Below are 22,616 nucleotides of genomic sequence, written 5' to 3' on the forward strand. Positions count from 1 at the left end.
TTTATAGTAATTTTAATACAACACGAAACTAGCTATTTTAGCCTACTTTCACCAAATTTATATACGAACTAATTTGCTCAAGCTTATGGAAATAATTTAAATCTTCTATTTTTATAACCTTATTTTTACGCAACGTGTTCTCACAAATATATGACCTTTTTTGCAATTTCAGAAGAGTCAATAATTCAATTCCTTATAACACTAATTAGTATGGTCTTTTCATTAAATTTATCCTCTCAAAAAGACTGTGCTTTATTCACCTGCTTTAATGGTATTATAATATTTTACACCTAAACCTACTCTATAAAAATTCACAATACGAATTAGTAAATAGATTATATTCAAATTGATTGTATTTATGATATATAGCGCATACAATATATTACTTGTTTATTTTAGTGGGGGGTATAGGTATGTTTAGTTTAAAGCAGGTAGTACAATATAATTTATTTGGTAGTAACGACCTTGAAGGCAATTCATCTTGTGAATTTGAAGATTTTCCTGAAGAGGTATTTGAGATTAGCAATGAAGAAAATCAAGCAATAGATAGTTTGAAAAGTAAAATAGAAAATCTACAACAAGAAAATTTTGATCTTAAAAAAAATGTAGAGTTACAAAAACACTATAAGAAAATAGTAGAAGAGTATTACGAAGAAGTAAGTGAACTTAACAGAGAAATGCAAACCCTAGAAGGGAAAATTAAAAGGCTTGAAGTTGAATTACAAAGAAGGACGAGAAATTTAATTGAAAATGATCAAGACATCGAACAGCTAAAACAGAAAGTAGAAATATTATTATTAGAAACTCAGAACAAAAGTGATATAATTAAGAACTTAAATAATCAATTAAAAGAGGCAAAGAATGAAATTCAGTTAACAGACAAAATAAATGAAGAGTTACAGCAAAAACTGGTTTTGACTGAAGATGAGTTAAATAGAGTAAGAAAAGAAAGTACAGTGCTGATAAACAGTATAGAGGATTTGAAAGGTGATTATGAAAATCAGATATTAGAAAAAGAGAAGGAGCTTAATGATGTAAGAGATCAATTTTGTATTTATTTATCAGAGTATAAAGAACTATTTGCAGAATTCAATAGACTGCAGAAGGAAAACGAAAGTTTAAAACAGAAAAATTTCTATATTAGTAATGAAGTGTCTCTTGCAGATGAAATAAACAAAGAAAACGTAAGAGAAGAAATAGCAAAGCTTCAGTTTGTACCTGAAGTGAAAATTAAACATATTATTGATAATAATGACCAAGAATCAACCTTACCAGATAGAGAAGCAGAAAATTATCGAACAAGTGAAGATAAAAACCTTGAAAATACTGATTTCGAGATTGGAGTATGGAATGAAGCTGACGATGAAAGTAGCGATGACCAGAAATCAACCTGGCTATATGGAAAAACAGAAAATTGTCGAACAAGTGAAGATGAAAACCTTGAAAATAATGATTTCCCAATTGAAGTATGGAACGAAACGGATAGTGAAAGTGACGATGACAACAATGTTAGCCCTTGCCCTGATTATGATGAAAGTTTTGGTAGGCGTTACAGTCAACTATTCTATGATGAAGCCATAATTCATAAAGAAAAAGATACTTTTGTTTTAATTCGTCAAAAAGATTCTTTTTCTTTAGCGAAAGTGAAACCGAATACAAGAGAAGAAGAAAAGTATGAAAGTATTTGGCAAAAAATAAATAAGATCCATGATTATCTGGATATTTTAGGTTACTCTGGTAGCGAAGAAGATTATGAGGAGTGCGAAAAAGAACTTGATAAAGTTATAAACGAAGCACTGAAACAAGGAATAATGTTCACTTTTCCATATAAATCTGATATGTCCTTGATAGATCGTATAGCTGACACATTCCCAAAGCTATATTTATCTGCTGACACTACTCGAATTTATGAGTTTTTATACAAGAAAAAAATATTTCAGATAATATCAGAAGGTGCATCTTTAAACAGATTTAGCGATGAAGAGCATGGAGATGTAGTAAACGTAATTTGTTCAGATAAAGATACCTTAGGTCAGCGAAAAGCAAACCTTTCAAAGCTGAAGGAGTTAGCACTTGAAAGTATTATAAGTAAAAGTGAGCAAATTGATGAACATGACTTTGAACTAGAAATAGATAATGGATATTTTTGTATAGATTACCCACAAAATAGTACTATTGAAGTTGCAAAGATATTCAATAATCAAAAAGCTAAAGATTTAAATCTAAATATTGGTATAGTTCAAGTTGGAAAAAGTATAATTAGAGTTGAAAACATAGAAGGAAGGAGAAATTATACAGACATCTCAGGAGATATCATTGAAATGTCTTTTACCACTGAAGTAGGAGAGATCAGTATTTATCTATGTCCTAATGAGAAAGATAGTAATAAAATAGAGGTGAGGCTTGTCGATGAAGTAAGATTTAACAAATTAGAGAATAAATCAAGTTTAGGGCTAAATTGTCTATTAGGGGGGAAAAGTGTTTTAACAGCTATAGAATATGGGTATTTTAAAAGAAATAGCAGCGTATTTGAAGAGTTAGATAAGGCTATTAAACAGTCAGATTATACAATAGAAAATCCATCTAGCTTTCTAGAGGGGGTTAATAAAAATCAACTACTCAAAGTGAATGCAAGGAGATATGGTCCAGGATTATGATAATACAAATTATCTGCATTATACTAAAATGTAAAAACAAGAGGAGCGAAGATGCTTTTTAATTTAGAGCCAGGCAGTGTTGGTTATAGTGATAAACATAGGATTGGAACTATCAAAATAAATGATAAAGAAAGAAGGAACTATAGCCCTTCTCATAATAGTCCAAAAAGGTCATAAGAAAGAAGAATCGACAGCATGACGAAAAGATTTGAATAAAGGAATGTTTTTCCTGGTTCTGTTTTTTATAGCAAACCAATAATGTTCAATTTTGTTAAAATCTGGAGAATATGGAGGAAGATATAAAATTTCTGCACCAACTCCTTTAGCAAATCTTATTAGACTTATGAAAAGTAGCATTATCAAGGATAACAGTTTGTCCAGGTTCCAAAATAGGTGTCAGAAACTGCTCAAACCATTTATTAAAGATATCCATATTGCAGTGGCCTTCAAAGGTTAACGGAGCAATTATTTTTCTTCCACTTAAGGCTGCAACCATGCTAATTCGTTGAGTTTTCTTCCCAGATTTTAGGGCATAAAACCGCTGTCCTTTCTGGCAATACCCATAGGTTCAGTGTCCAGACTCATCTATATACACTAATTCTTTAGGTTCTTTTGTTGCTATAACCTTTGAAAATTGAGCTCGCTTTTCTTCATTTCTTTCTTTATATCCGTAGGTCTTTTTTTTCTTGTGAATCCTATATTTTTAAGTGCTCGATGAATTGTTTGTCTACTAATATTGCCCCAGCATCTCTGACTGAGTTTTGCCACCTTGCTCATTTGCAAATTCGGCAAATGAATTCCAGTCGGTAATTTTATGCCACGCTTCCAGGCTTTTTTGACTGAAAATCTCCTGTTTCTTTTCTTCTTTGCTGCCACTCCCATAACGTACTTCTTCCAATTTTAAATCTTGCTGCCACCGTTTCCCTGCTTTCTCCTTCTTCTAGTGCTTCCATTGCTTTTTTATAACTATATGCTACTGGCATCCTTACCTTCCACTACTATCAATCCATATCTTACTCTTTTTGGACTATTATGAGAAGGGCTATAGTACTCCCAACCAGAACTTCACTTTCAGCCAAATAAAAACCCAAAACTTCTTTTCTGCCATTTTGCTAATATGTTATACATACATTTGCTTACACAATGCCCGTCCTCCTTGACCTTAAAAAACCATGAACACTATTGGATATACAGATTGCAGCGGACGACTGCGCCATTCGTTGATTACCGGTAACAATTTGTCAGTAATACTTGATATCTCTGCTGCAGATATTTTATATTTCTTCTACATGCGATGCTATATCCCATGCCACTGGCATATGTACTTAAAACCTTTGCTTCAAGTTCGGTTGTTTGCCTTTTTCTGACTACTTGTAGCTCGAAACTTCCTTCTCTATCTCTTGGTGTCAATAGTTCAAATACTTGTCCGTAAAGTCTTTGAATTTCTTCGGTTGTTTTCTTCGCTTTCAGCCGACAAATGGTTTTCTATCTCGCCTTCCCTCTAGCAGTTTTTTTATAAATGGTGTTAATGCTCCATCTCTTCCTGTCAATGGTCTTGTATCTTGTAAAAAGCATCTAATGTTTTAAGCTTAAGCATTAGATGGAGAAGAGAAGAACTCTGTCAGTGGTCTTAGATATAAAATCTGTAAGGTAGATAAGAGTTCTCTTCTCAAGAGTACAGGCTGGACGGTATCGTAGAAAAACCTAAATGGTTCTAATTCTGTATTCACAAGACTAGCCTTACTTTTCATTTTTAATGGTAACGCATGGGGTTATATATGATCAACAACTTTTTAGGTATAGATGTATCGAAAGATCGCTTTGATGTTTTTCTCTCGTTCATAAGCAAAAAAGGAAGATGTGAAACTAGAAAAAGGAGTTTTAAAAACGAGGATTCTGGGTTTCAAGGTTTACTTAGCTTTCTACAAAAACATAATGTAGAAGAAGTAAAAGCCTGCATGGAGGCTACTGGTTGTTATAGCGAAGCTTTGGCTGAGTTTCTGCACAACGCTGGACATTCTGTTAGTGTTGTAAATCCTTATTGCATAAAATCTTATGCAAGGAGTAAGCTGATACGACAAAAGAATGATCAGACCGATGCAGAAGTTATTGCTGATTATTGCCAAAGACAGGAACCTTCTAGTTGGACACCACCTTCTCCTGAAATGAAAAAATTAAAACATCTTTATCGTTGCTCAGTTGCGTTAAAAGATGAGTTAACATTAGTAAATAACCACTTAGAAAAAAAAGAGAGACTGCTTAAAGAAGTTGCAAGTGCTTGGGAAGACCTTGCAATGAATATAGCTCAAAAAATAGAAACAATAAAAAACTCCGTACGTGAACTATTAAATCAACATAAAGAATTGTTGGAAAATTTTCAACTTCTATTGACTATTCCAGGAATAGGAGAAGAATCAGCAATAGCTATTTTAGCTGAAGTTCCTGACATAGAGGTTTTTAGAGATGCCAGGCAATTGGCAGCATATACAGGAGTTATACCACGAAATATGACGTCAGGTTCCTCTGTATATGCCAAACCCAGATTAAGTAAATCCGGTTCACAAACATTACGTAAAGCACTTTTCTTTCCTGCTATAGTAGCTAAGAATCACAATCCTATCATTATTAGTTTTTGCCAGAGATTAAAGGAAAAGGGTAAGCATAATATGGCTATCGTTGGTGCTGCAATGCGTAAGCTACTCCATATCATTTTCGGTGTTCTAAAATCCAAAAGTGCTTTTAATCCTGACCATATCAAGAATTACAGGGCAAAGCGGTTGGAGGAGAATTTAGTACTTTAAAATCAAAAAATGCGTACTTTCTATCTTATGTAAAATAGCATTTTACACAAATTTATTTAATGTAGTTGGTTAGTGTATATGTTGATAGAAAGTATTTTTTGATTTCGTAATACAGCTTAAGATTCAATTTCTATAATTTTCTTGTTGACTGACAAGACGGTATCTTCCTTCTCGTATAGATGATAAGATATTTGTTTCTAATTCTTTATAGTCTACCAAACCGGTAGTTGTGTTTGCTTGACTCATTGTCAAACCTCCATACTTCTCGGTTTGACACAGTTTATTTAACACTCCCGGGCCACTTGAAACTGATTTTTCTTTGCATTCCAGTTATGCAAGAAATCTATTATATAATATTATTATCACCCTCTTGATAGTTTGTTAGCTCCTCTCCTCCTGAGTTACTTGGTGCAATTATTTGATCAGATTCAGTTGATGGTTCATCAGATCCAAACAACCATGAAAAGAAATTACCAAAAAATGACCCTATTAAAGAAAAAGGCTTCATAAGTATACTAAACAAGTTACTAAAAAAAGAACTTTCTGTCTCTGTAGATTCTGGAGTAGAAGCAGCATAAGCTTGTACATCTGTTTCTTCTAAAGACCTGCTGCAAAAGGTGATTGAAAAAATGATGTGAGAGAGGTAGAAGAAGAATAAGCAGATCAAGTAAGGAAAAAAATGAGCTTTAGTTACTATAATATGAAAAAACACCCAAGAAACTTTCGTAATATAACAGGTTTAACTATAGAGGAGTTCGAAAAGGTGGTGGAAAAAGTGAGGTCTGAATGGGAAAAACTTGAAAAACAGAAAAAGTGTCATGGTAGAAGATCAAAACTACCAACTCTGGAAGATAAGTTGTTTTGCGTAATTTTGTACTATCGCACTTACATAACGCATAGATTTTTAGGATGCCTATTCAATGTACACAACGCAAATGTATGTAGGTTACTTAAGAGAATAGAGCCATTACTCGCCAAAAAAGTGACTATAATAAAAGATAGAAGTATGACATCAGAAAAAATACTAAAGATTCTGGCTGATGTTACAGAACAGCGCCGGACAGATAAAACCTGTCAAACCAAAAAGAAACTTCCTAGCTGAGTGTATAGCAAATTTTATGTATAATTTTGTAGAGAAGAGCTTTTTGCAGTTATAGCCGAACTGTGCAATGGTGCCTTAAGTGCCCGTAGGACAGCGTGGCTTTGGAGGAACGGTCGAACCACTGATTGAGCCTTTTGGGCTAACTCGATTAGAAGAATGTATAACTCAACCGTCCCAAGCTTAAGCACTTCTCAATTATGGATTATTATATAATGGAGATTAAAAATGGCAAAGTTCAAAAGTAAATTAGAGATCTAATGCAGCAGGAATCGATGTTGGCTCGGCTGTACATTATGTATGTGTACCCGAAGGAAGCGATGAACAACGTATACAAAAATTTAGCTGCTTTACGTAAGATCTCTACAACATAGCAAAATGGTTGAAAAAATGTAAAGTTAATACAGTAGCCATGGAGTCAACAGGAGTGTACTGGATTCCTTTGTTTCAAGTACTTGAATCACACGGATTTGAAGTAAAACTGGTAAACGCAAAACATGTTAAAAATGTACCTGGGAGAAAATCAGATGTGCAAATGGATTCAACAACTACACAGTTACGGGTTACTCCAAGGGTCATTTAGGCCAGATGATCAAATGTGTGTATTGCGTAGTTATGTTCGGCAACGTAAAAATTTAATTGAAAATGCTTCTACACATACTTTGCGTATGCAAAAAGCGCTAACACAAATGAATATTCAACTACATAAAGTTATAAGCGATACAACTGGTGTAACTGGAATGCAAATTATTAAAGCAATAATAGATGGTGAGAATAATCCTGAAAAATTGGCTGAACTAAGAGATGGACGAATAAAAAGTGATAAATCTGTTATTGCAAAAGCATTAGCAGGAAACTATAGAAAAGAACACCTATTTACATTAAAGCAAGAATTTGAGCTATATAATATTTATCAGGAAAAAGTAGCAGAATGTGACAGGAGCATTTAAGAATATTATAAAACATTTGAGACAAAGTCTGATGAGAGTAAAAAGTTAGGTGAAGAGAAAAATAAGCACAGAAAAAGTAAACCAAACTTTGCTTTGCATGAAGAATTATATCGAGTAACTGATATAGATTTTACCAAAATTCCTGGATTGGATATACTAACTGTACAAACTATCATTTCGGAAGTTGGTATTAACTATAATAAATGGCGATCAGAAAAGCATTTTACTTCGTGGTTGGGGCTAAGCCCTGCTAATAAAATTACAGGGGAAAAAGTGTTTAGCACAAGAACACGTAAAGTCATTAATCGTGCCGCGAATGCATTTCGAATGGCTGCTCACTGTGTATCAAGAAGCAATAGCGGAATAGGTGCATATTGTAGAAGGTTAAAAAAACGACTAGGTGCACCAAAAGCGATTACTGCTACGGCAAGGAAATTAGCATGTATCTTTTATAGTATGTTGAAGTATGGACAAGAATATGTAGAAAGAGGAATAGATTATTATGAAACACGTTACAAAGAGAAAGTTGTAAAAAATTTAATCAAAAAGGCACAGGAATTCGGTTATATCTTAGTTCAACAGGAATAACTAATGGGAAGTTTCTTAGAAGCAAATACAGAGACCAGAAGATAGTAAAAAACGGAAGAAATCATATTCAGGAAAAAAAAGAACCAACACTATGAAAACTGAATCGAAGAAGGAGGAAGAATGTTATCAGTGTCAAAGCCATATCGTGTAGTGATTTTCGCATAAGGAAACAAGAAACCACTTGATAGCATAAAACATGCCGATTCTTGATATCAAAGTTGGCAAAAATTGCAAAGCAATGTTATAATTCCATATAAAAAGTATCGTAAAAAGCCATTAACTCCAGAGCAGAAAGAGCATAATAGAAGATTAGCATCATTTAGAATGAGAGTAGAAAATAAGATCCGTGAGGTAAAAGATTATGTCCCATGTTTACCGCAATTTTCAGAAAAAATACAACCTGAGATTATTGCTGGTATTGTAGCACGCCTTTTAGTTAACCTTCATTTTAGTCACCCTCCTTTCCTTCTTTTTATCGCTTGATTCGCAGCAGGTCTTTTGCGGAATGGAAGCTTTTAAACCCAAGCATTGGCTTTATTAGTTTTTTGATAAATCTATCAACAATATTATTTAGATATTTTATTTGAAGAACTGTAATCTTCAGAAATTTCTGCATTCAAATCATCAAGAGCAGCAGTATTACTGCCGCTTTTATCAATTACAATTTTCTCAGGAAGATAGTTACTCCTGAAGGCTTTACGAAAGAATGAAAGTGCTGCAGACTTGTCTCTACTAACACACAAGTCTACAGTATATAAATAAACCCATTTACCGTTTAATTTAATGTAAGTCTCTCCAACTACTACCAACCTGATTCTTTCTTTTCCTTACTGCCTCATCTATCAGTGGTGATAACCCACCTTTGTAACGTAGCATTTTGCTCCCCTTATACTCATCATTTCTTCCAAATCTCGATAGCTCAAAGAGAATCGACATTTCATGTATACAGATAACATCCGCTGAAAAGCTAAATCCTTTGAAATATGGCAACAATTTTTGATTGATACGAAACATCTTTGCTTTTTTTTTAGACAATTATATCATTCTTCTTTCTACTTCCCTACAAATGCGACAGAACCCTAAAAAAGAAGTAATACATATAATCGGTATAGGTGGAATTGGAATGAGCGCAATTGCTGAAATTCTTCATAATTCCAGTTATAAAATTCAAGGCAGTGATAGGCGATCAAACGACAATATAGATAGGTTACAAAAATTAGGTATAGAGGTCTATATTGGTCACGATGCAAGTAGTATTAGACAAGCTCAAATAGTTGTACATTCTTCCGCAATAAAACCTGATAATGTGGAGCTAGTTGCAGCAAGAAATAACAATAAAACAGTTTTGCATAGGTCAGACATGCTGGCTAAAATTATGAAAGGTAAATATTTGATAGCGGTTTCTGGTTCAAGTGGCAAGACAACAACAACAGCTATGATTGCTTCCATTTTTGATCATTCTGGTACTGATGCTACTGTAATTGTGGGAGGAGTATTAAACTCCTATCAGAGTAATTCAAAACTTGGCAAGAGTGACATTTTTTTAATCGAGGCTGATGAGTCTGATGGAACTATGTTAAAAATTCCTGCAAATATTGCTGTTGTAACAAGTATTAATGACGACCATATAGACCATTACGGTACATTTAACGAAATCAAAAATGCATTTTCTCGATTTGTAAACAACGCGGATTTTGCGGTTTTACCTGATTCTGCAAGCGTCAATTATGATGAGAATAATTCTATAACGTTTGGGTTTGGGAATGATAAGATTAGAGCCAGCAACGTCAAACAATACAATAATAGCATAGAATTTGATGTATTGATTAGTATAAACGAAAATAACTGGATTCCATTGTCAACTACTCAAATAGTTGATAGGGATGGGATAAAAGCAGCTCTTGATTCGTCACTTCAATGCTTGAAACGGGACTCTCGTTTCAATGTTGAACAAAATACTATAGAACTCAAGAAGACAATCCCTAGAAAATCTCTACATCCCAAAAAAAAGTAAATCGTACTAATGATATTTGAACGAACTAGCGCAAAAGTAAGCTAAATTTTTTAGGGTATAAAAACAGCAAGAAACAGTATTTTAAAGAAAGTTAGAATTTGATTGGATTGTTGAAAGTTGGCTCTCAAATTTTAGACGCATGAGCAAGCTCATATTTGTTAACTAATATAGACTAGGTGATGTGGAAGAGATACATTTAGAGCAGCCGGCAAAATTGCAATACATATTACCGCAATAACTAGAAATGAGAAGGATCTATATGGTGATTATAGATTTTTCCAGATCTTGAAAACAATAAATAGACAGTAAATTAGAACTACTGCAAAAAAAACAAGAATAGCTACACTGGTTGCTTGACCATCGTAAACGTAGCTTGTTAAGCCGATAAAAATAGCCATGATAGAAGCTCTAATAAATGAAATTGCAGAAGAAGTTGTGCCTTTCATTTCAGGGAAAATATTTAATGATGCATTGAAAATGACTGCTTGACAAATTCCACAGCCAATACAAAAAATAGCCATAGACAGCGTTACTAAGTAGTAAGCACTGGGCATGATTATACTGAATATTAAAAGTGATAGGGATCCAATAGCAATTACGCCTGTACCGGAAATTACACACCAAATTGCTCCAAGTTTCTTTAAGATCTTACTGGAAAACAGGCTAATTAGTGAGAAAGACCCAACCATTGCACCTTGATGTAGCGCATAAATAGTGCTGGATAAACCAAAAGTTTCCATATACAAAAAAGGTCCACAAGTAATGAATGACATATAAGCCGCAGAAAAAAGGCTCTGTGCCAAAGACAACACCATAAATTTTGAACTTGATAATAATTTTTTATAGTCTTTCATCATTTTTTTTAGACTAAAAATATCACGGTCCTTTTTTGTTTCTGGTAACAGAAAAAGCAGCAAAACCCAAGAGATGAAACAAAGTATTGCAACAGTTGCATAGTTGCCACGCCACCCAACAATTTTGTTGATGAAACTGCCTAATACTGGTGCAATTGCTATGAGAACTGTGAGAATAGAATTCATGATTCCAATAAATTTTACTGCTTCGTTGCCTTTATAGCTGTCTGCAATAATTGCAAACACAACTACAGATGTGCTAACACCAATGCCTTGAATAAAGCGAGAGATTAAAAGCCAAGAAACTGACAGCGCAAAAACACAGCCAACAGCACCGATGAGTAGCAAAGTGTTGCCTATGATCATCATCCTTCTTCTGCCATAGCATTCAGACAATGGACCAAAAAATAACCCTCCTATGCAAACGCCTAAAAAATTATAAGCAATAGTTAATTGAATTGTGCCTTCCGGTACGTTAAAATAGCGTACTATATCAGGAAAACTAGGTACAGAAATATCAATTTCAATGAACTTAGCAATTAGAGATAGAATTAATAAAAACGGTAGTAACACTTAAAATCTTTAATTAATGAATAAAAATATCACATTTAAAGCGTTGAAAGAAGAACATTTTTCACTATTATTAAAATGGGTAGAAACACACCATATAAAGAAGTGGTGGGATGCGGATATAAATTGGACACCAGAGTTAATTGAGAAAAAATATAGCAACTACGTTAAAGGATTCAAACGTTTGAAATCTAAGACACAAATTATTGAAAAACCAATGCACGCATTCATTATTAATTGTGATGGAGTTGATATTGGTTATATTCAATATTACAACAAACATGATTTCCCACCTGAACAGGTCTATAACACTTTAGAACTTCCAGAAAGTTGTGCTGCTATAGACTGGTATATCGGAGAGCTGAATTATGTAGGTAAAGGAGTTGGTTCACAAGCTTTGAATATATTTTTAAACAAATTTGTCTTTAAAGTTTATGAGAATGCCTTTGTCGACCCAGGTATAGCAAATGTTTGTGCAATCCGTGTTTACGAAAAAGTTGGCTTTAAAAAAATTATGGAAAGTAATAGTGCGATTTTAATGATTAAGGCAAGAATTCCTGAGAACCATTCAAGATGAGTGTTTTTTCAACAATCTACCTAAATTACTACAAGTGGTTTATAAAAATATACAAGGAGCTTTATACAAACTTAACATAATTTAATCATAAAAATATCATTATTAAGTCCTATATAAGAACAAATTTTGGCACTCAGTGAATCTTTTTTTAACTAACTATGAACTTGATTAATTGGAAAATAAATTTTACTTACTTTTACAATACCTTAAAATCTAATATCACTTTATCAGCAAAGATATCACAATAGGCTAGTATGTTCTTTACTCTTTTCCTCAAAATATTACCTATTTACATTACAATACTTATTGGTTACTTAGCAGGAAGATATCTTAAAATTGATAGAAATACTATATCTCAAATACTCTTTTATATAGCTAATCCAATAGTGATTTTATACGGAGTATCTCATACAGAAGTTAATTTAAAAGTAATTTCTCTGCCGATTTTGATATGGTTTATAGGTAGTACTATGTCCTTATCAGTGTATTATCTTTCTTCTTTTTTATTTAAGGACAACACGAGAAACATATTAGCGTTTAGCTCGGGCAGCACAAGTATGGGTTATTTTGGTCTACCGATTGCCATGGCTTTATTTGATGAAGATTCAGTGTCTGTGTATGTTGTCTGTTACATAGGAATGGCACTATTTGAAAATAGTTTGGGATTTTATATAGCTGCAAATGGTATCTATACTGCAAAAGAATGCGTATTAAAGTTATTCAAACTTCCCTCATTATATGCAATGATTCTAGGTTTCTTTTTAAGTATATATGATATACAAATACCCACTTTTTTGACAGATGTTATGATAAATATCAGAAGTACATTTATCACATTAGGAATGGTGCTGCTTGGAGTAAGTATTGCACAAATTACAAATTTTAAAGTAGATTGGAAGCTTGCCTTGACCACTATTGTAGCAAAGTACATATTCTGGCCATCATTTGTTTTGGGAATTGTCTTGCTAGACAAGCATGTTACAGGTATATACGATGAAAGCATCTATAAAGCACTGATGTTACTGGCTATTATTCCGATTTCTGGATCCAGTATAATACTTGCTAATATTTTAAATTACCAACCAGATAAAGCTACTTTATTGCTCCTAATTAGTACTGCAGTGGGACTATTTTATGTTCCACTTATAATATCATTATTTTTTACTAAACTTGTCCCTTTTTGATCAAAAATTTAAGCGCTAGCCTATTCACAAAACTTGAATTTAGACTAGACTTCTTGGATAATCATAAAAGAAACTAATCCTTTTTTCCTCTCCTTTCTTATTTTTTTACACAGAATAGGAAGTTATCAATTGATGGAATTTTCGCAATAATGTCAATAGCAGTAAGATTTCCTACACCTTTTAGCAGGTCTATAGTTGAATTTGGATGTTCTATGAGCAGCAACAAATAAATGTAACTTGCCTTTTTCTATATGATGCTATTAACCGAATAGGTATTCGCTTGACATTTCCATATCTTTGTTATCATTAGTAATACTAAAGGGAAAACTAAACTTAATAAGATTTGGAAGCATATTGTTGTTCTATGATTCACGTAATGCTGCTATGCCTTCGTTGCAGACGTTGTCATAAAGTAAATTAAATTCTTTAATATTTGAAAAACTACCACCCCTTAGCGCACTCATTAATATTATTCCACTTTCAACATCAATATCATTAGAAATTAAATCAAGTTTAATAAGATTTGGAAAGTTACCATTCTTTAACATTTAGTGATTGCTATTGAGCCTTCTGCGCCAATAATGCTAGAAGTTAATTTACACTCAGTAATATTTGGAAGATTAATATTCTCTAATGCTTCATTTAAAACTTCTCCGCACTGAGCATCAATATAACAATTAGATAAAGTCAAGCTTGTAATATTTTGCTTTTTCTGTAAAAAGTTTACTAGCTTTTCCATATATACATATAGATTATTTAACTCTAAGGTGTTACTATTAACATATTGATTAAAGTCAACTTCCATGGTTTCTGTAAGTTATAGAGCTGCTAATTATAGCATAAATTTAAATAATTGTCAACCTTATGAACAACTAACTTTACTTCTTTTTAACCTGATACCTATGCTTTGTTTCAAATTTCCATCAAAAAGTAACATTACCCCCTCCAGTCAACCTTTCTGCTTCATTTCGTGAAATCAATGCCTCAATAAATTCATCTAGTTCACCTTCTTTTATAATCTGTTCTAGTCGATGTGAAGTGAGATTAATTCTATGATCTGTTATTCTTGATTGTGGAAAGTTATAAGTTCTTATACGTTCAGAGCGATCTCCAGAACCAATTTGGCTTTTCCTCATTGTTGACCTTTCCATTTCTTTTTTTTGTCTTTCAATTTCGTATAGCCTTGCTCTCAATACTTTGAGCGCTTTAGCCTTATTTTTGTGCTGCGATTTTTCATCTTGCTGTATTACAACTATCCCTGTTGGCAAGTGGGTGACCCTTACTGCGCTGTCAGTTGTATTCACTGATTGCCCTCCAGGACCACTGGATCTATAAACATCTATGCGTAAATCTTTTTCTTCTATTTCAAAGTCAACCTCTTCTACTTCAGGTAATATTGCAACAGTAGCTGCGGAAGTGTGCAATCTTCCTGAGGATTCAGTTTCTGGCACTCTTTGTACTCTGTGCACCCCTGACTCAAATTTCAGTCTTGCAAAAACTTCTGTTCCATTAATGAGTGCAGAAGCCTCCTTATAGCCACCTATACCTGTATTAGAAATACTTATTGGCTCAAACTTCCAATTTCTTCTTTCTGCATATTTTTGATACATACGAAATAACATCGCTGCAAATAATGCTGCTTCTTCTCCGCCTGTGCCTGCCCTAATTTCTAATATTGCATTTCTTGAGTCATCTTCATCTTTGGGTAATAATGCCAACTTTAGTTTTGCTTTTACTTTCGGTAATAGTATCTTTTGCTTCTCAAGAAGTTCTTCTTTTGCTAACTCTTTTATATCACCATCGCTGTTCTCATCTTTCATGATTTCTTCTAAATCCGAAATTTCCTCTTTTAATATATTATATTCATCGATTATCTCGATAATTGGTCTGAGTTCAGAGTATTCCTTTGAAAAACTAACGAATTCTTTTTGACTCAAATTGGTAGGGTTTTCCAGATTTCTCTCTACATCAGAAAACTTTTTTTTTAAGTCTTGTAAATTATTCTCTATATCCATACAGTACAGGTCTAGTTTTCAGCTGTTTAAGTAAGTAATATATACTGAAATAAAAAATTTCTTATATCAAGCAATAACACTATAATTGTCTCGAATATTTCTACCTAAGTATAATGGCAAAACAGATAACATCAATCTGCAGCTTCATATTTGGAGCTTCAGACAAAAAATCATTACCAGATGAGTCGGCTCCAGAGATTGCATTTGCTGGTAGATCAAACGTAGGAAAATCAAGTTTAATCAACTTGCTGATAAACAGCAAAAAAGCTGCAAGAGTTTCTTCTAAACCTGGATGCACTAGACAAATAAATTTTTACTCTATGTACAATGATAAGTTTAGGATTGTCGACCTACCGGGTTATGGCTATTCTTGTGCAAGCAAGGAAGAAGCAGTACAATACTTAAACCTAATTGAGTACTATCTAATTCACAGGAGAAATCTAAAAAGAGTGTTTGTGCTTATAGATAGCAAGGTAGGATTAAAAGAAATAGACAAAGACTTTGTTTATTGGTTAATATGTAATAATATTAACTTTAATATTGTGCTAACAAAAATAGATAAAGTGAATCAGGAAAGTCTAGATGCTATTCTAGAAAATACTCAAAAGTGGGTTAATAATGAACATGTATCAATTCATCAAATAAGCATTCGTGTTAAGCATAAAATCACCAAGGTAAGAGATGAGTTTTTCAAATTTACAAGATAAAAAAATGAAAAGTGATGAATCTTTAAATGGTAAGATGCCATTGAAGGAAAAAACAGAAATATTATTTGAAGTTCTGTCTAACATACCTAAATTTGTAGGCGAAACTTTTATCATCAAATGCAGCAGTGTAATAATCTCAGATGAAACGCTGCTTAGTGCTTTTGCGCATAATGTTGTTCTGTTGAAACAGCTTGGTATAAATCCGGTGGTAGTTCATGACGGAGAATATGAAATTAACTTAGTGTTAAAAATGCTAGGTATGAATGATAAGTTTATAAATGGTGTCAGACTTACAGACAAAAGCACTATGAAAATCATTGAAATGGCACTGTGTGGTTCAATTAATAAAAAAATTGTTCAGCATATAAATTCTGCTGGTGGTTCAGCTATTGGACTATGTGGAAAAGATGGCAACCTCATAAAAGCTGAAAAGATAAGCACTACGCTTAGGGAAAATAGATTAAATAATATTGAAAAAATACTAGACATGGGATTTATCGGTAGACCAACTGAAATCAATCCTGATATATTATTCTTTATTGAAGAATCAGATTCTATACCAGTTATTGCACCTATCGGTTATGGAAAAAATGGAGAAACATATCATATTGATACTGATAGCACTGCAAGTGCAATTGCACTTGCAGTTTACGCATCTAAAATGATAATCTTGAGTGATACAGATGAAGAAATAAACAAAGTTGGCAATGGAAGAGTCTTGATTAAAAATTTAAAAGAATCGATTGATTGTGGAAAAATTAAAGGAGAAAAATTTGTTGAAAGGCTTATGTCATATACTAAAATGGTAGAAGAATGTGCAGGGGTTGTTCACATAGTTGATGGTAGAGTACCTAACATTATACTTGATTTATTTACTGAGAATAATTCAGGTATATCAATAATGGATGATTAATAGCTGTACTGCTTATAACCATATGAATGTTGAAAATTTGGGAATAGCTTATGTCAAATTCCTATTCTCTTTTCCAGTTTTTTAGGGTTTTTTTTTTCTTGCAAGCATAATAGTTTCGTATACATAATGAAACCAAATGGTATTTTTAGCTTGATAACAGAGGAAAATAAAGAGGGCTTGGGTGTAACACTCAAATAATGATTTACCTTATGGATACCGCTAGAAAAGTTGACTAAGGTATACAATTCTCTCTGCGTCAAGTTACTCAAGATATCGAATCTACAAACGCTTTGGATTGAGTGTGTTTGGTCAATTTGAGTGCTTTAAATGAAAGGCGAAAATTGAGCATACTACGCCTCTGTACACAGTATCTTTAATGCAAATGCCCATGTGATTCCACAGATAATTTCTGTTTTTTGATTCTATCTGTCCATTTACCATTTTCCATATCTTGTTTATTGGTTGCTTTTTTTTCTTGTTCAACAATTGCCTTATCTACTTTCTTATGGATTGCATCAATTGCATTAATCGCACCTTTTTTTTCGTATATTTCTCTTTTCCCTTCAATAATTAAATTGGTAAAAATATTTACAACACACTGGACTTGATTATAATTGACCGCACCTTTTACTAAAGAAGGTAACAATTTTAGTGCAAAAAGATCGGGCTTATCGTGGAACCTATAGCCTTGAGAAGGAAGACCTAAATTATCTGCTACTTCCTTTATTAATAACTCTCTGTTTTCTTTATTATCTTCCAATTTAGCATAATTACTCAATAGACCTATAACGGTAGATACTTTAATTTCAATAAAATCATCAACATCTTCTATAGCAGAACCTGATTTGAACAATCTATCTCTGAGATTTTCGCTTAAAAGATTGATAAATCTTTCATTTGCATCTGATCCTGTAGTTGATATCGTACCATCTAAATAGTTACTTACTTTGATTTGAGTACCTAAGTCATGCTCTATTTGTATTTTTGTCTCATGTTTAAATCCTAATTCTGCACAGAATTTCTGAAAATATTCTTTAATAATGTCAAACAAACTCTTGCCATTATCTTTATAGTTTTTCAACTCTTCAGGAATAGTAAGTGACAATTTACCTTCTTTATATGTTATACTATCTTTGCTATCTTGAGACTCAAGTGTAAATTCTAATGAGCTGGATAGGTCACATATTTTCTCTTCCGGATTGTCAATCGTGGTTATAGGTATTGCCATATCAGACGTCACTTTTATGCGGTTGTGGTCAGTGCAGTAAATGTTTAGCACTTTTTTAGGACTGTGTGGAGTTAAATTACAACTACTGAGTGCGGCATGAGATTCATTAAATATACCAGCCCCATACCCTGCTTGATTACAATTGGTGACTAACTCTTCTAAAATAGCATCACTTGGGATTTCTGCTTCAGCGTATCTAAACATTTCCTTAAAAATTTCCTTTGCTAATGAACGGTAATCTTTTTTGGAGAATAGATGATAAGAGCTTCTCCCTGCGTTATAAAATCTCTCAAATTCCTTTCTATATTCATCAATTTTTTTTTCATCAGCAACTGTAGGGCTATTACAATGATTTTCCCAAACTTCAGATAGTCTATCTTGATCAAGCTCCTTAAGTACTGGTTCCATAAAAGCTTTACCTTCTTCAGAGAGGTTATCAAAATTATCACGGTTAAAAATCTCATTTTTATAATCTTTAGCTCCTTCCTTAAATGCAATAATAAAATTTTTATCTATTTCTTTTTCATTAATAATAAAATTCATTCTTTGAAAATCTAAGAACATTGTTTCACCGGAATTCGCTAATTTATTATCTTGATCTGCTCTTAATTTACTAAAATTGAATTCTTTAGCTGTGGCCTTTAATCTAACTACCGGACTCTTCTTTGCCTCTTTCATAATTAACACCTTACTATAAATATGCTGTAAGTTGTACCATATAATGATGAATAATTTTATAATATATAAAAAAGTCGATAGTCTATTTCTTTATTTTAGGGATATAGGAAAGGCGTAGATTTCTCTTTTCATTTGTAGCATGCTGCATTAATATTTACGTATTAATCTAGAAAATAGTGATGAATAATATTGTAATTGTTGGTCTGCAATGGGGTGACGAAGGCAAGGGTAAAATAGTAGATTATCTTTCTGAGAATGCAGATGTAGTTGTGAGATTTCAGGGAGGAAATAATGCAGGGCACACTATAGTAATAGATGATGAGGTTTATAAATTAAATTTACTGCCCTCTGCTGTTTTGAGAGCGGACAAAATATCTATTATAGGAAACGGTGTTGCTCTTGATTCACATGCTCTAGTCTCAGAAATAGAGTCATTGAAAGTTAAAGGAGTGGACGTAAACTATAACAACTTGATGGTATCCGAGAGCTGTCCATTAATACTTAGCGTACATAAGGACAAGGAAAAGCTATTTGAAGATTTAAACGGAAATCACAAAATTGGTACAACAAACAAAGGGATAGGGCCATGTTATGAAGATAAAGTTGGCAGGAGAGCTATACGCCTTTGTGACTTAGAAAACACAGATGAGCTCAATCAAAGAGTGGATGCTCTCCTGAGTTACCATAATGCTATCAGAAAAGGACTTAACTACCAGGTAGTTAAAAAAGAAGAAATATTAAAGGAAATTCAAGAGATTTCAGAAAAAATTCTTTTATATAAAAAACCTGTGTGGAAGATACTAAATGATTTTATGAAAGAAGGTAAGAAAATAATATTTGAAGGCGCTCAAGGCGCATTTTTAGATATCGACCACGGAACTTACCCTTTTGTTACTTCAAGTAATACCGTAGCATCGCAAGCGATAACAGGCTCAGGATTATCCTACAATGCTCACATTATTGGTGTAGCAAAAGCGTATACAACAAGAGTGGGTAATGGTCCATTTCCTACTGAACAAAATAACGAGATTGGAGACAGCTTATTTTCTATAGGTAAGGAACTTGGAACAGTAAGCAATAGAAGAAGGCGCTGCGGATGGTTTGACGCAGTTTTAGTGCGCCAGGCCGTACAACTCTCTGGAGTTTCAAGCATTGTATTAACCAAATTAGATATTCTTGATTCTTTTGATACTATTAAAATAGGCACTGGTTATAAGTATGGCGGAAAAATGTATGATTATTTACCCGCATCACATTCAATACAAAAAGAATTAGAGCCAATATATGAAGAATTTCCTGGTTGGAAAGAGAAAACTCAAGGCAAAAGGTCAGTTAAGGAATTACCTGCAAATTTGATGAAATATGTGAGAAAAATAGAAGAATTAATAGGTGTACCAATTCATCTAATTTCAACTAGTCCCAATAGAGAGGATGTTATTAAGCTTAAAAATCTATGAAAACGTCTTGTTAACTTTTATCTAATAAAAAACGATACTTGTGTGACTTCAAGCAATCTATTATGCAAAGTAGCAGCGTAAACGTACAGTGAGCAGTGTGATTTTTCTTAAATACATGTTGATTGTTATAATATAAACATAGTTAAAGGAGGCGTATTATGATTGCAGGTTTGACTAAGGGAGACAAAGCAGTAAGAGCGGAAAAAACAAGTGATCAGCTGAGAGAATTGTCAGTTGCAGAATATGTAGTTAAGTCAATACATGACTTGCAAAAATTGCATAATAGATTATGTTCATCACAGGGCAACAATTGTGTTAATGATAGAGAGAAGTTTGTCCAAGATAGTGATGGGCTTGGTATATTTCAATTTCTCAAAAGCTATATTAATGATGCAGAAAAAAATGAGCCTTCCATTAAGAACCTTACTATAATGAAATTTCTTCGCTCAATTATAGAAGATAGGGAACTGTATAAAAAGTTATGCAGTTTCGATGATTTTCTCGATTGTGAGTTAGAAAATTTGAGAGATAAGATAAGCTTATTAGCGCTTTTGAGAGAAAAGATGGACTTTGCTGATATACAAAAAGCTTATGATAATTGGCGTTTTAATGATCTAATAGGTGATAATGATTTTAAGCGAATGTACGTGGATCAAGCAGTAAAAGAAAGAGAAAAGCCTGTTAATGAGGACTTTGAGAAAAATATAGGTAAATACATAGAGTTAGTAAAGGAAGGAAAAGAAGTTGCAAGTAGGTATTTTGGAAAATGAAAAGAGGACTTTCAAGTTTACTGTGAAGAAATTGACAATAATAATAGAGTTTTGAATATTAACCTTACTCATTACGACAATAGTGAGCCAACAAAGATTAGTGACGTTTTACAGCAAGAGAAAGATATTAAAGAACTGAATATCTATTGCAATAAAAAACATGAAATACACGCTCGTAAAAAAGATAAGAAAAGATATTATGAATTTAAAGAAGGTGCATATTATGAAATGACAAGCACTTGGCCTGCAAAAGATGGATCAGGAATGTGTACCATGATTATGAATGTGAGTAGAGATGGCATAACTGAAATACTAAAATTTAATGGTGAAGATTTTGTTTCATCGAAGGAGATTCTAGAATTAATAAAGCAAAACGATGAGTTATATATTCAAGGTCTCTCCTTATATGATGCTGTAATGGAATCACTAGAAGAGAATAGGGCTACTCCTATTAATCTTTACAATGAATCTATGGTGGCTTATCAAGGTAAGGAACCAGAGGGGAAGTTAGATCATAAAGTTGATGCTGATAATAGCCTTCCTTCTTCTCCTTCTATTAATAGCAATGCATTGGAAGCCAATTTACAGCACACTGAAACTCAACCAGAAATTGCTTCACAACAAATAACTGATTTACAAAACAGTTTTGGAAAAGAAGAGCGAAAAAACACGGAATTGCAAACTGAACTGGCACAAAAAGATGAAAAGTTAGCAAGTGTGTTAGCAGAGTTACAAGAGAAAGCACAAGAACTTAAAAATGTATGTGAAGCAAAAGGAAAGCTAGAGGGTAAGCTAAAAGGTGTTAATACAGAAAAGAAGGAGTTAGAAGACAAATTAAAAGAAGCAGCACACATAATGAAGGAAAAGGAGCAGTATATAAGCAATTTAAAACTTCAAGTGCAAGAGTTGAAAGATGAGTATAAAGCACAATTGGAATCTTATGAACAAGGGATATGCAAACTAGCATGGGAAGTTGAAGAGTTAAGAAGCAAGCTAGAGTGTGAGAATGAATGGGATGATAAAGTTGTAGAAATAGCTGATGGACTGGGAGAAAAAATTCATGCTGATGAACAAAGAAGCCTCAATAATCAATTTTATACTCCAACAAGAAATATTTTTAATGAGACTAATAATGAGTCTTGTGTTCCACTGGAAGAAAAGATGACGTTACTCAGATCTTCAAGCTCTGATGGCGGATATGGTAGTTATAATGGTTTATCTTCTAACATGAGTTCTATTGAACAAAGAAGCTTCAATCATCAATTTTATACTCTAGCAGGAAACGTTTTTAGTGAGCCCGATAGTGCCTCACAAAAGAAGACAGAGTTATCCAGATCTTCAAGTTTTGATAGTGGACTTGATAGCGATGAGGAAAATTGTGATAATGATTTATCTTCTAACATAACTTCTATTGAGAAGGTAGTAGAGAGTAGAAGCGTAGGTAGCTCGCTTTCCTCTTGCATTGTTAAGGAGATGATTGGAGTTAAGTTGCAAGAGCAATACTCAAGTAGAGTATAAAAATCTCCTGTATTGATAATAATTTAAAATCTATAG

The 22,616-nt window shown here is 33.1% G+C and carries 18 protein-coding genes and 6 pseudogenes; 14 read left to right on the plus strand and 10 right to left on the minus strand.

Annotated elements, in window-relative coordinates; genetic code table 11:
- The first annotated feature begins 413 nt into the window (after positions 1-413).
- Both OPR42_RS08200 and OPR42_RS08205 read left to right on the plus strand, forming a co-directional pair.
- Complete coding sequence (locus OPR42_RS08200; protein ID WP_265042290.1) at positions 414-2,657, plus strand: coiled-coil domain-containing protein; 2,244 nt, start codon at positions 414-416, stop codon at positions 2,655-2,657.
- Between the two features lie 51 nt (positions 2,658-2,708).
- The gene (locus OPR42_RS08205; RefSeq protein ID WP_265042291.1) at positions 2,709-2,834 is read left to right on the plus strand and encodes a hypothetical protein; all 126 of its coding nucleotides are present in this window, start codon (positions 2,709-2,711) and stop codon (positions 2,832-2,834) included.
- On the opposite strand, the pseudogene OPR42_RS08210 reads toward OPR42_RS08205, so the two are convergent.
- Together OPR42_RS08210 and OPR42_RS08215 are read right to left on the minus strand one after the other, a co-directional pair.
- Positions 2,829-3,640 (minus strand): annotated as a pseudogene (locus OPR42_RS08210) (IS630 family transposase). The gene OPR42_RS08205 and the pseudogene OPR42_RS08210 sit on opposite strands and share 6 nt — an antisense overlap.
- Positions 3,641-3,721: 81 nt before the next feature.
- Positions 3,722-4,216 (minus strand): annotated as a pseudogene (locus OPR42_RS08215) (transposase); the annotation flags it as partial.
- A gap of 219 nt (positions 4,217-4,435) precedes the next feature.
- Here OPR42_RS08215 and OPR42_RS08220 point away from each other — a divergent pair.
- Positions 4,436-5,458, plus strand: a complete 1,023-nt coding sequence (locus OPR42_RS08220; protein WP_264375440.1) for an IS110 family RNA-guided transposase — start codon at positions 4,436-4,438, stop codon at positions 5,456-5,458.
- A gap of 123 nt (positions 5,459-5,581) precedes the next feature.
- Here the strand turns inward: OPR42_RS08220 and OPR42_RS08225 are convergent, their stop codons facing one another.
- Positions 5,582-5,704, minus strand: coding sequence for a hypothetical protein (locus OPR42_RS08225; RefSeq protein WP_264375462.1), 123 nt, complete (start codon positions 5,702-5,704; stop codon positions 5,582-5,584).
- Positions 5,705-5,804: 100 nt separating this feature from the next.
- Positions 5,805-5,981, minus strand: a complete 177-nt coding sequence (locus tag OPR42_RS08230; protein ID WP_265022366.1) for a hypothetical protein — start codon at positions 5,979-5,981, stop codon at positions 5,805-5,807.
- Between the two features lie 156 nt (positions 5,982-6,137).
- On the opposite strand from OPR42_RS08230, the pseudogene OPR42_RS08235 reads away from it, so the two are divergent.
- The 3 genes and pseudogenes from OPR42_RS08235 to OPR42_RS08245 all read left to right on the plus strand — a co-directional run.
- Positions 6,138-6,548 (plus strand): annotated as a pseudogene (locus OPR42_RS08235) (helix-turn-helix domain-containing protein); the annotation flags it as partial.
- Between the two features lie 237 nt (positions 6,549-6,785).
- A pseudogene (locus OPR42_RS08240) lies at positions 6,786-8,095 on the plus strand (IS110 family RNA-guided transposase).
- Positions 8,096-8,323: 228 nt separating this feature from the next.
- Positions 8,324-8,578 carry a transposase family protein gene (locus OPR42_RS08245; protein WP_264686406.1) on the plus strand — a complete coding sequence of 85 codons (255 nt, stop codon included), beginning with the start codon at positions 8,324-8,326 and terminating at the stop codon, positions 8,576-8,578.
- 16 nt (positions 8,579-8,594) lie between these two features.
- On the opposite strand, the pseudogene OPR42_RS08250 reads toward OPR42_RS08245, so the two are convergent.
- Positions 8,595-9,109, minus strand: a pseudogene (locus tag OPR42_RS08250) (IS6 family transposase); the annotation flags it as partial.
- Positions 9,110-9,161: 52 nt separating this feature from the next.
- On the opposite strand from OPR42_RS08250, the pseudogene OPR42_RS08255 reads away from it, so the two are divergent.
- Positions 9,162-9,950 (plus strand): annotated as a pseudogene (locus OPR42_RS08255) (Mur ligase domain-containing protein); the annotation flags it as partial.
- A gap of 425 nt (positions 9,951-10,375) precedes the next feature.
- Here OPR42_RS08255 and OPR42_RS08260 read toward each other — a convergent pair.
- Positions 10,376-11,536, minus strand: a complete 1,161-nt coding sequence (locus OPR42_RS08260) for a multidrug effflux MFS transporter (RefSeq protein ID WP_265042293.1) — start codon at positions 11,534-11,536, stop codon at positions 10,376-10,378.
- Positions 11,537-11,552: 16 nt separating this feature from the next.
- On the opposite strand from OPR42_RS08260, the gene OPR42_RS08265 reads away from it, so the two are divergent.
- Complete coding sequence (locus OPR42_RS08265; protein WP_264686402.1) at positions 11,553-12,110, plus strand: acetyltransferase; 558 nt, start codon at positions 11,553-11,555, stop codon at positions 12,108-12,110.
- Between the two features lie 254 nt (positions 12,111-12,364).
- Entirely contained in the window at positions 12,365-13,294 is a 930-nt protein-coding gene (locus tag OPR42_RS08270) for an AEC family transporter (RefSeq protein ID WP_265042294.1), read from the plus strand.
- 362 nt (positions 13,295-13,656) lie between these two features.
- On the opposite strand, the gene OPR42_RS08275 is transcribed toward OPR42_RS08270, so the two are convergent.
- The 3 genes from OPR42_RS08275 to prfA form a co-directional block, all read right to left on the minus strand.
- A complete protein-coding gene (locus OPR42_RS08275; protein ID WP_264686401.1) occupies positions 13,657-13,842 on the minus strand; it encodes a hypothetical protein in 186 nt (61 codons plus the stop codon).
- A complete protein-coding gene (locus tag OPR42_RS08280; RefSeq protein WP_264375588.1) occupies positions 13,836-14,099 on the minus strand; it encodes a hypothetical protein in 264 nt (87 codons plus the stop codon). The genes OPR42_RS08275 and OPR42_RS08280 overlap by 7 nt, the downstream gene beginning before the upstream one ends.
- Positions 14,100-14,217: 118 nt before the next feature.
- A complete protein-coding gene (prfA, locus tag OPR42_RS08285; protein WP_010401258.1) occupies positions 14,218-15,309 on the minus strand; it encodes a peptide chain release factor 1 in 1,092 nt (363 codons plus the stop codon).
- 110 nt (positions 15,310-15,419) lie between these two features.
- On the opposite strand from prfA, the gene yihA reads away from it, so the two are divergent.
- Both yihA and argB read left to right on the plus strand, forming a co-directional pair.
- Positions 15,420-16,016: a ribosome biogenesis GTP-binding protein YihA/YsxC gene (gene yihA, locus OPR42_RS08290; protein ID WP_369800778.1), complete on the plus strand. Its 597-nt coding sequence runs from the start codon at positions 15,420-15,422 to the stop codon at positions 16,014-16,016.
- 4 nt (positions 16,017-16,020) lie between these two features.
- Positions 16,021-16,929: an acetylglutamate kinase gene (gene argB, locus OPR42_RS08295; protein WP_040754531.1), complete on the plus strand. Its 909-nt coding sequence runs from the start codon at positions 16,021-16,023 to the stop codon at positions 16,927-16,929.
- A gap of 373 nt (positions 16,930-17,302) precedes the next feature.
- Here argB and OPR42_RS08300 read toward each other — a convergent pair whose 3' ends face one another.
- Complete coding sequence (locus OPR42_RS08300; RefSeq protein WP_265042295.1) at positions 17,303-18,835, minus strand: hypothetical protein; 1,533 nt, start codon at positions 18,833-18,835, stop codon at positions 17,303-17,305.
- Positions 18,836-19,014: 179 nt separating this feature from the next.
- Between OPR42_RS08300 and OPR42_RS08305 the strand changes: the two genes are divergently transcribed.
- From OPR42_RS08305 to OPR42_RS08315, 3 genes are all read left to right on the plus strand, one after another.
- The gene (locus OPR42_RS08305; RefSeq protein ID WP_010401253.1) at positions 19,015-20,292 is read left to right on the plus strand and encodes an adenylosuccinate synthase; all 1,278 of its coding nucleotides are present in this window, start codon (positions 19,015-19,017) and stop codon (positions 20,290-20,292) included.
- 158 nt (positions 20,293-20,450) lie between these two features.
- Entirely contained in the window at positions 20,451-21,062 is a 612-nt protein-coding gene (locus tag OPR42_RS08310; RefSeq protein ID WP_265042296.1) for a hypothetical protein, read from the plus strand.
- A gap of 51 nt (positions 21,063-21,113) precedes the next feature.
- Positions 21,114-22,580: a hypothetical protein gene (locus OPR42_RS08315; protein WP_265042297.1), complete on the plus strand. Its 1,467-nt coding sequence runs from the start codon at positions 21,114-21,116 to the stop codon at positions 22,578-22,580.
- The last annotated feature ends 36 nt before the right edge of the window (positions 22,581-22,616 follow it).

The sequence above is a fragment of the Wolbachia endosymbiont (group B) of Melanostoma mellinum genome (assembly GCF_947251465.1).
Classification (GTDB): Bacteria; Pseudomonadota; Alphaproteobacteria; order Rickettsiales; family Anaplasmataceae; genus Wolbachia.

Bases quoted from the DNA above. Each gene is read 5' to 3' on its own strand.
- OPR42_RS08200 (WP_265042290.1), top strand. From the start codon at position 414: ATGTTTAGTTTAAAGCAGGTAGTACAATATAATTTATTTGGTAGTAAC.
- OPR42_RS08205 (WP_265042291.1), top strand. From the start codon at position 2,709: ATGCTTTTTAATTTAGAGCCAGGCAGTGTTGGTTATAGTGATAAACAT.
- OPR42_RS08220 (WP_264375440.1), top strand. From the start codon at position 4,436: ATGATCAACAACTTTTTAGGTATAGATGTATCGAAAGATCGCTTTGAT.
- OPR42_RS08225 (WP_264375462.1), bottom strand. From the start codon at position 5,704: ATGAGTCAAGCAAACACAACTACCGGTTTGGTAGACTATAAAGAATTA.
- OPR42_RS08265 (WP_264686402.1), top strand. From the start codon at position 11,553: ATGAATAAAAATATCACATTTAAAGCGTTGAAAGAAGAACATTTTTCA.
- OPR42_RS08270 (WP_265042294.1), top strand. From the start codon at position 12,365: ATGTTCTTTACTCTTTTCCTCAAAATATTACCTATTTACATTACAATA.
- OPR42_RS08275 (WP_264686401.1), bottom strand. From the start codon at position 13,842: ATGTTAAAGAATGGTAACTTTCCAAATCTTATTAAACTTGATTTAATT.
- OPR42_RS08280 (WP_264375588.1), bottom strand. From the start codon at position 14,099: ATGGAAGTTGACTTTAATCAATATGTTAATAGTAACACCTTAGAGTTA.
- prfA (WP_010401258.1), bottom strand. From the start codon at position 15,309: ATGGATATAGAGAATAATTTACAAGACTTAAAAAAAAAGTTTTCTGAT.
- argB (WP_040754531.1), top strand. From the start codon at position 16,021: ATGAAAAGTGATGAATCTTTAAATGGTAAGATGCCATTGAAGGAAAAA.
- OPR42_RS08300 (WP_265042295.1), bottom strand. From the start codon at position 18,835: ATGAAAGAGGCAAAGAAGAGTCCGGTAGTTAGATTAAAGGCCACAGCT.
- OPR42_RS08305 (WP_010401253.1), top strand. From the start codon at position 19,015: ATGAATAATATTGTAATTGTTGGTCTGCAATGGGGTGACGAAGGCAAG.
- OPR42_RS08310 (WP_265042296.1), top strand. From the start codon at position 20,451: ATGATTGCAGGTTTGACTAAGGGAGACAAAGCAGTAAGAGCGGAAAAA.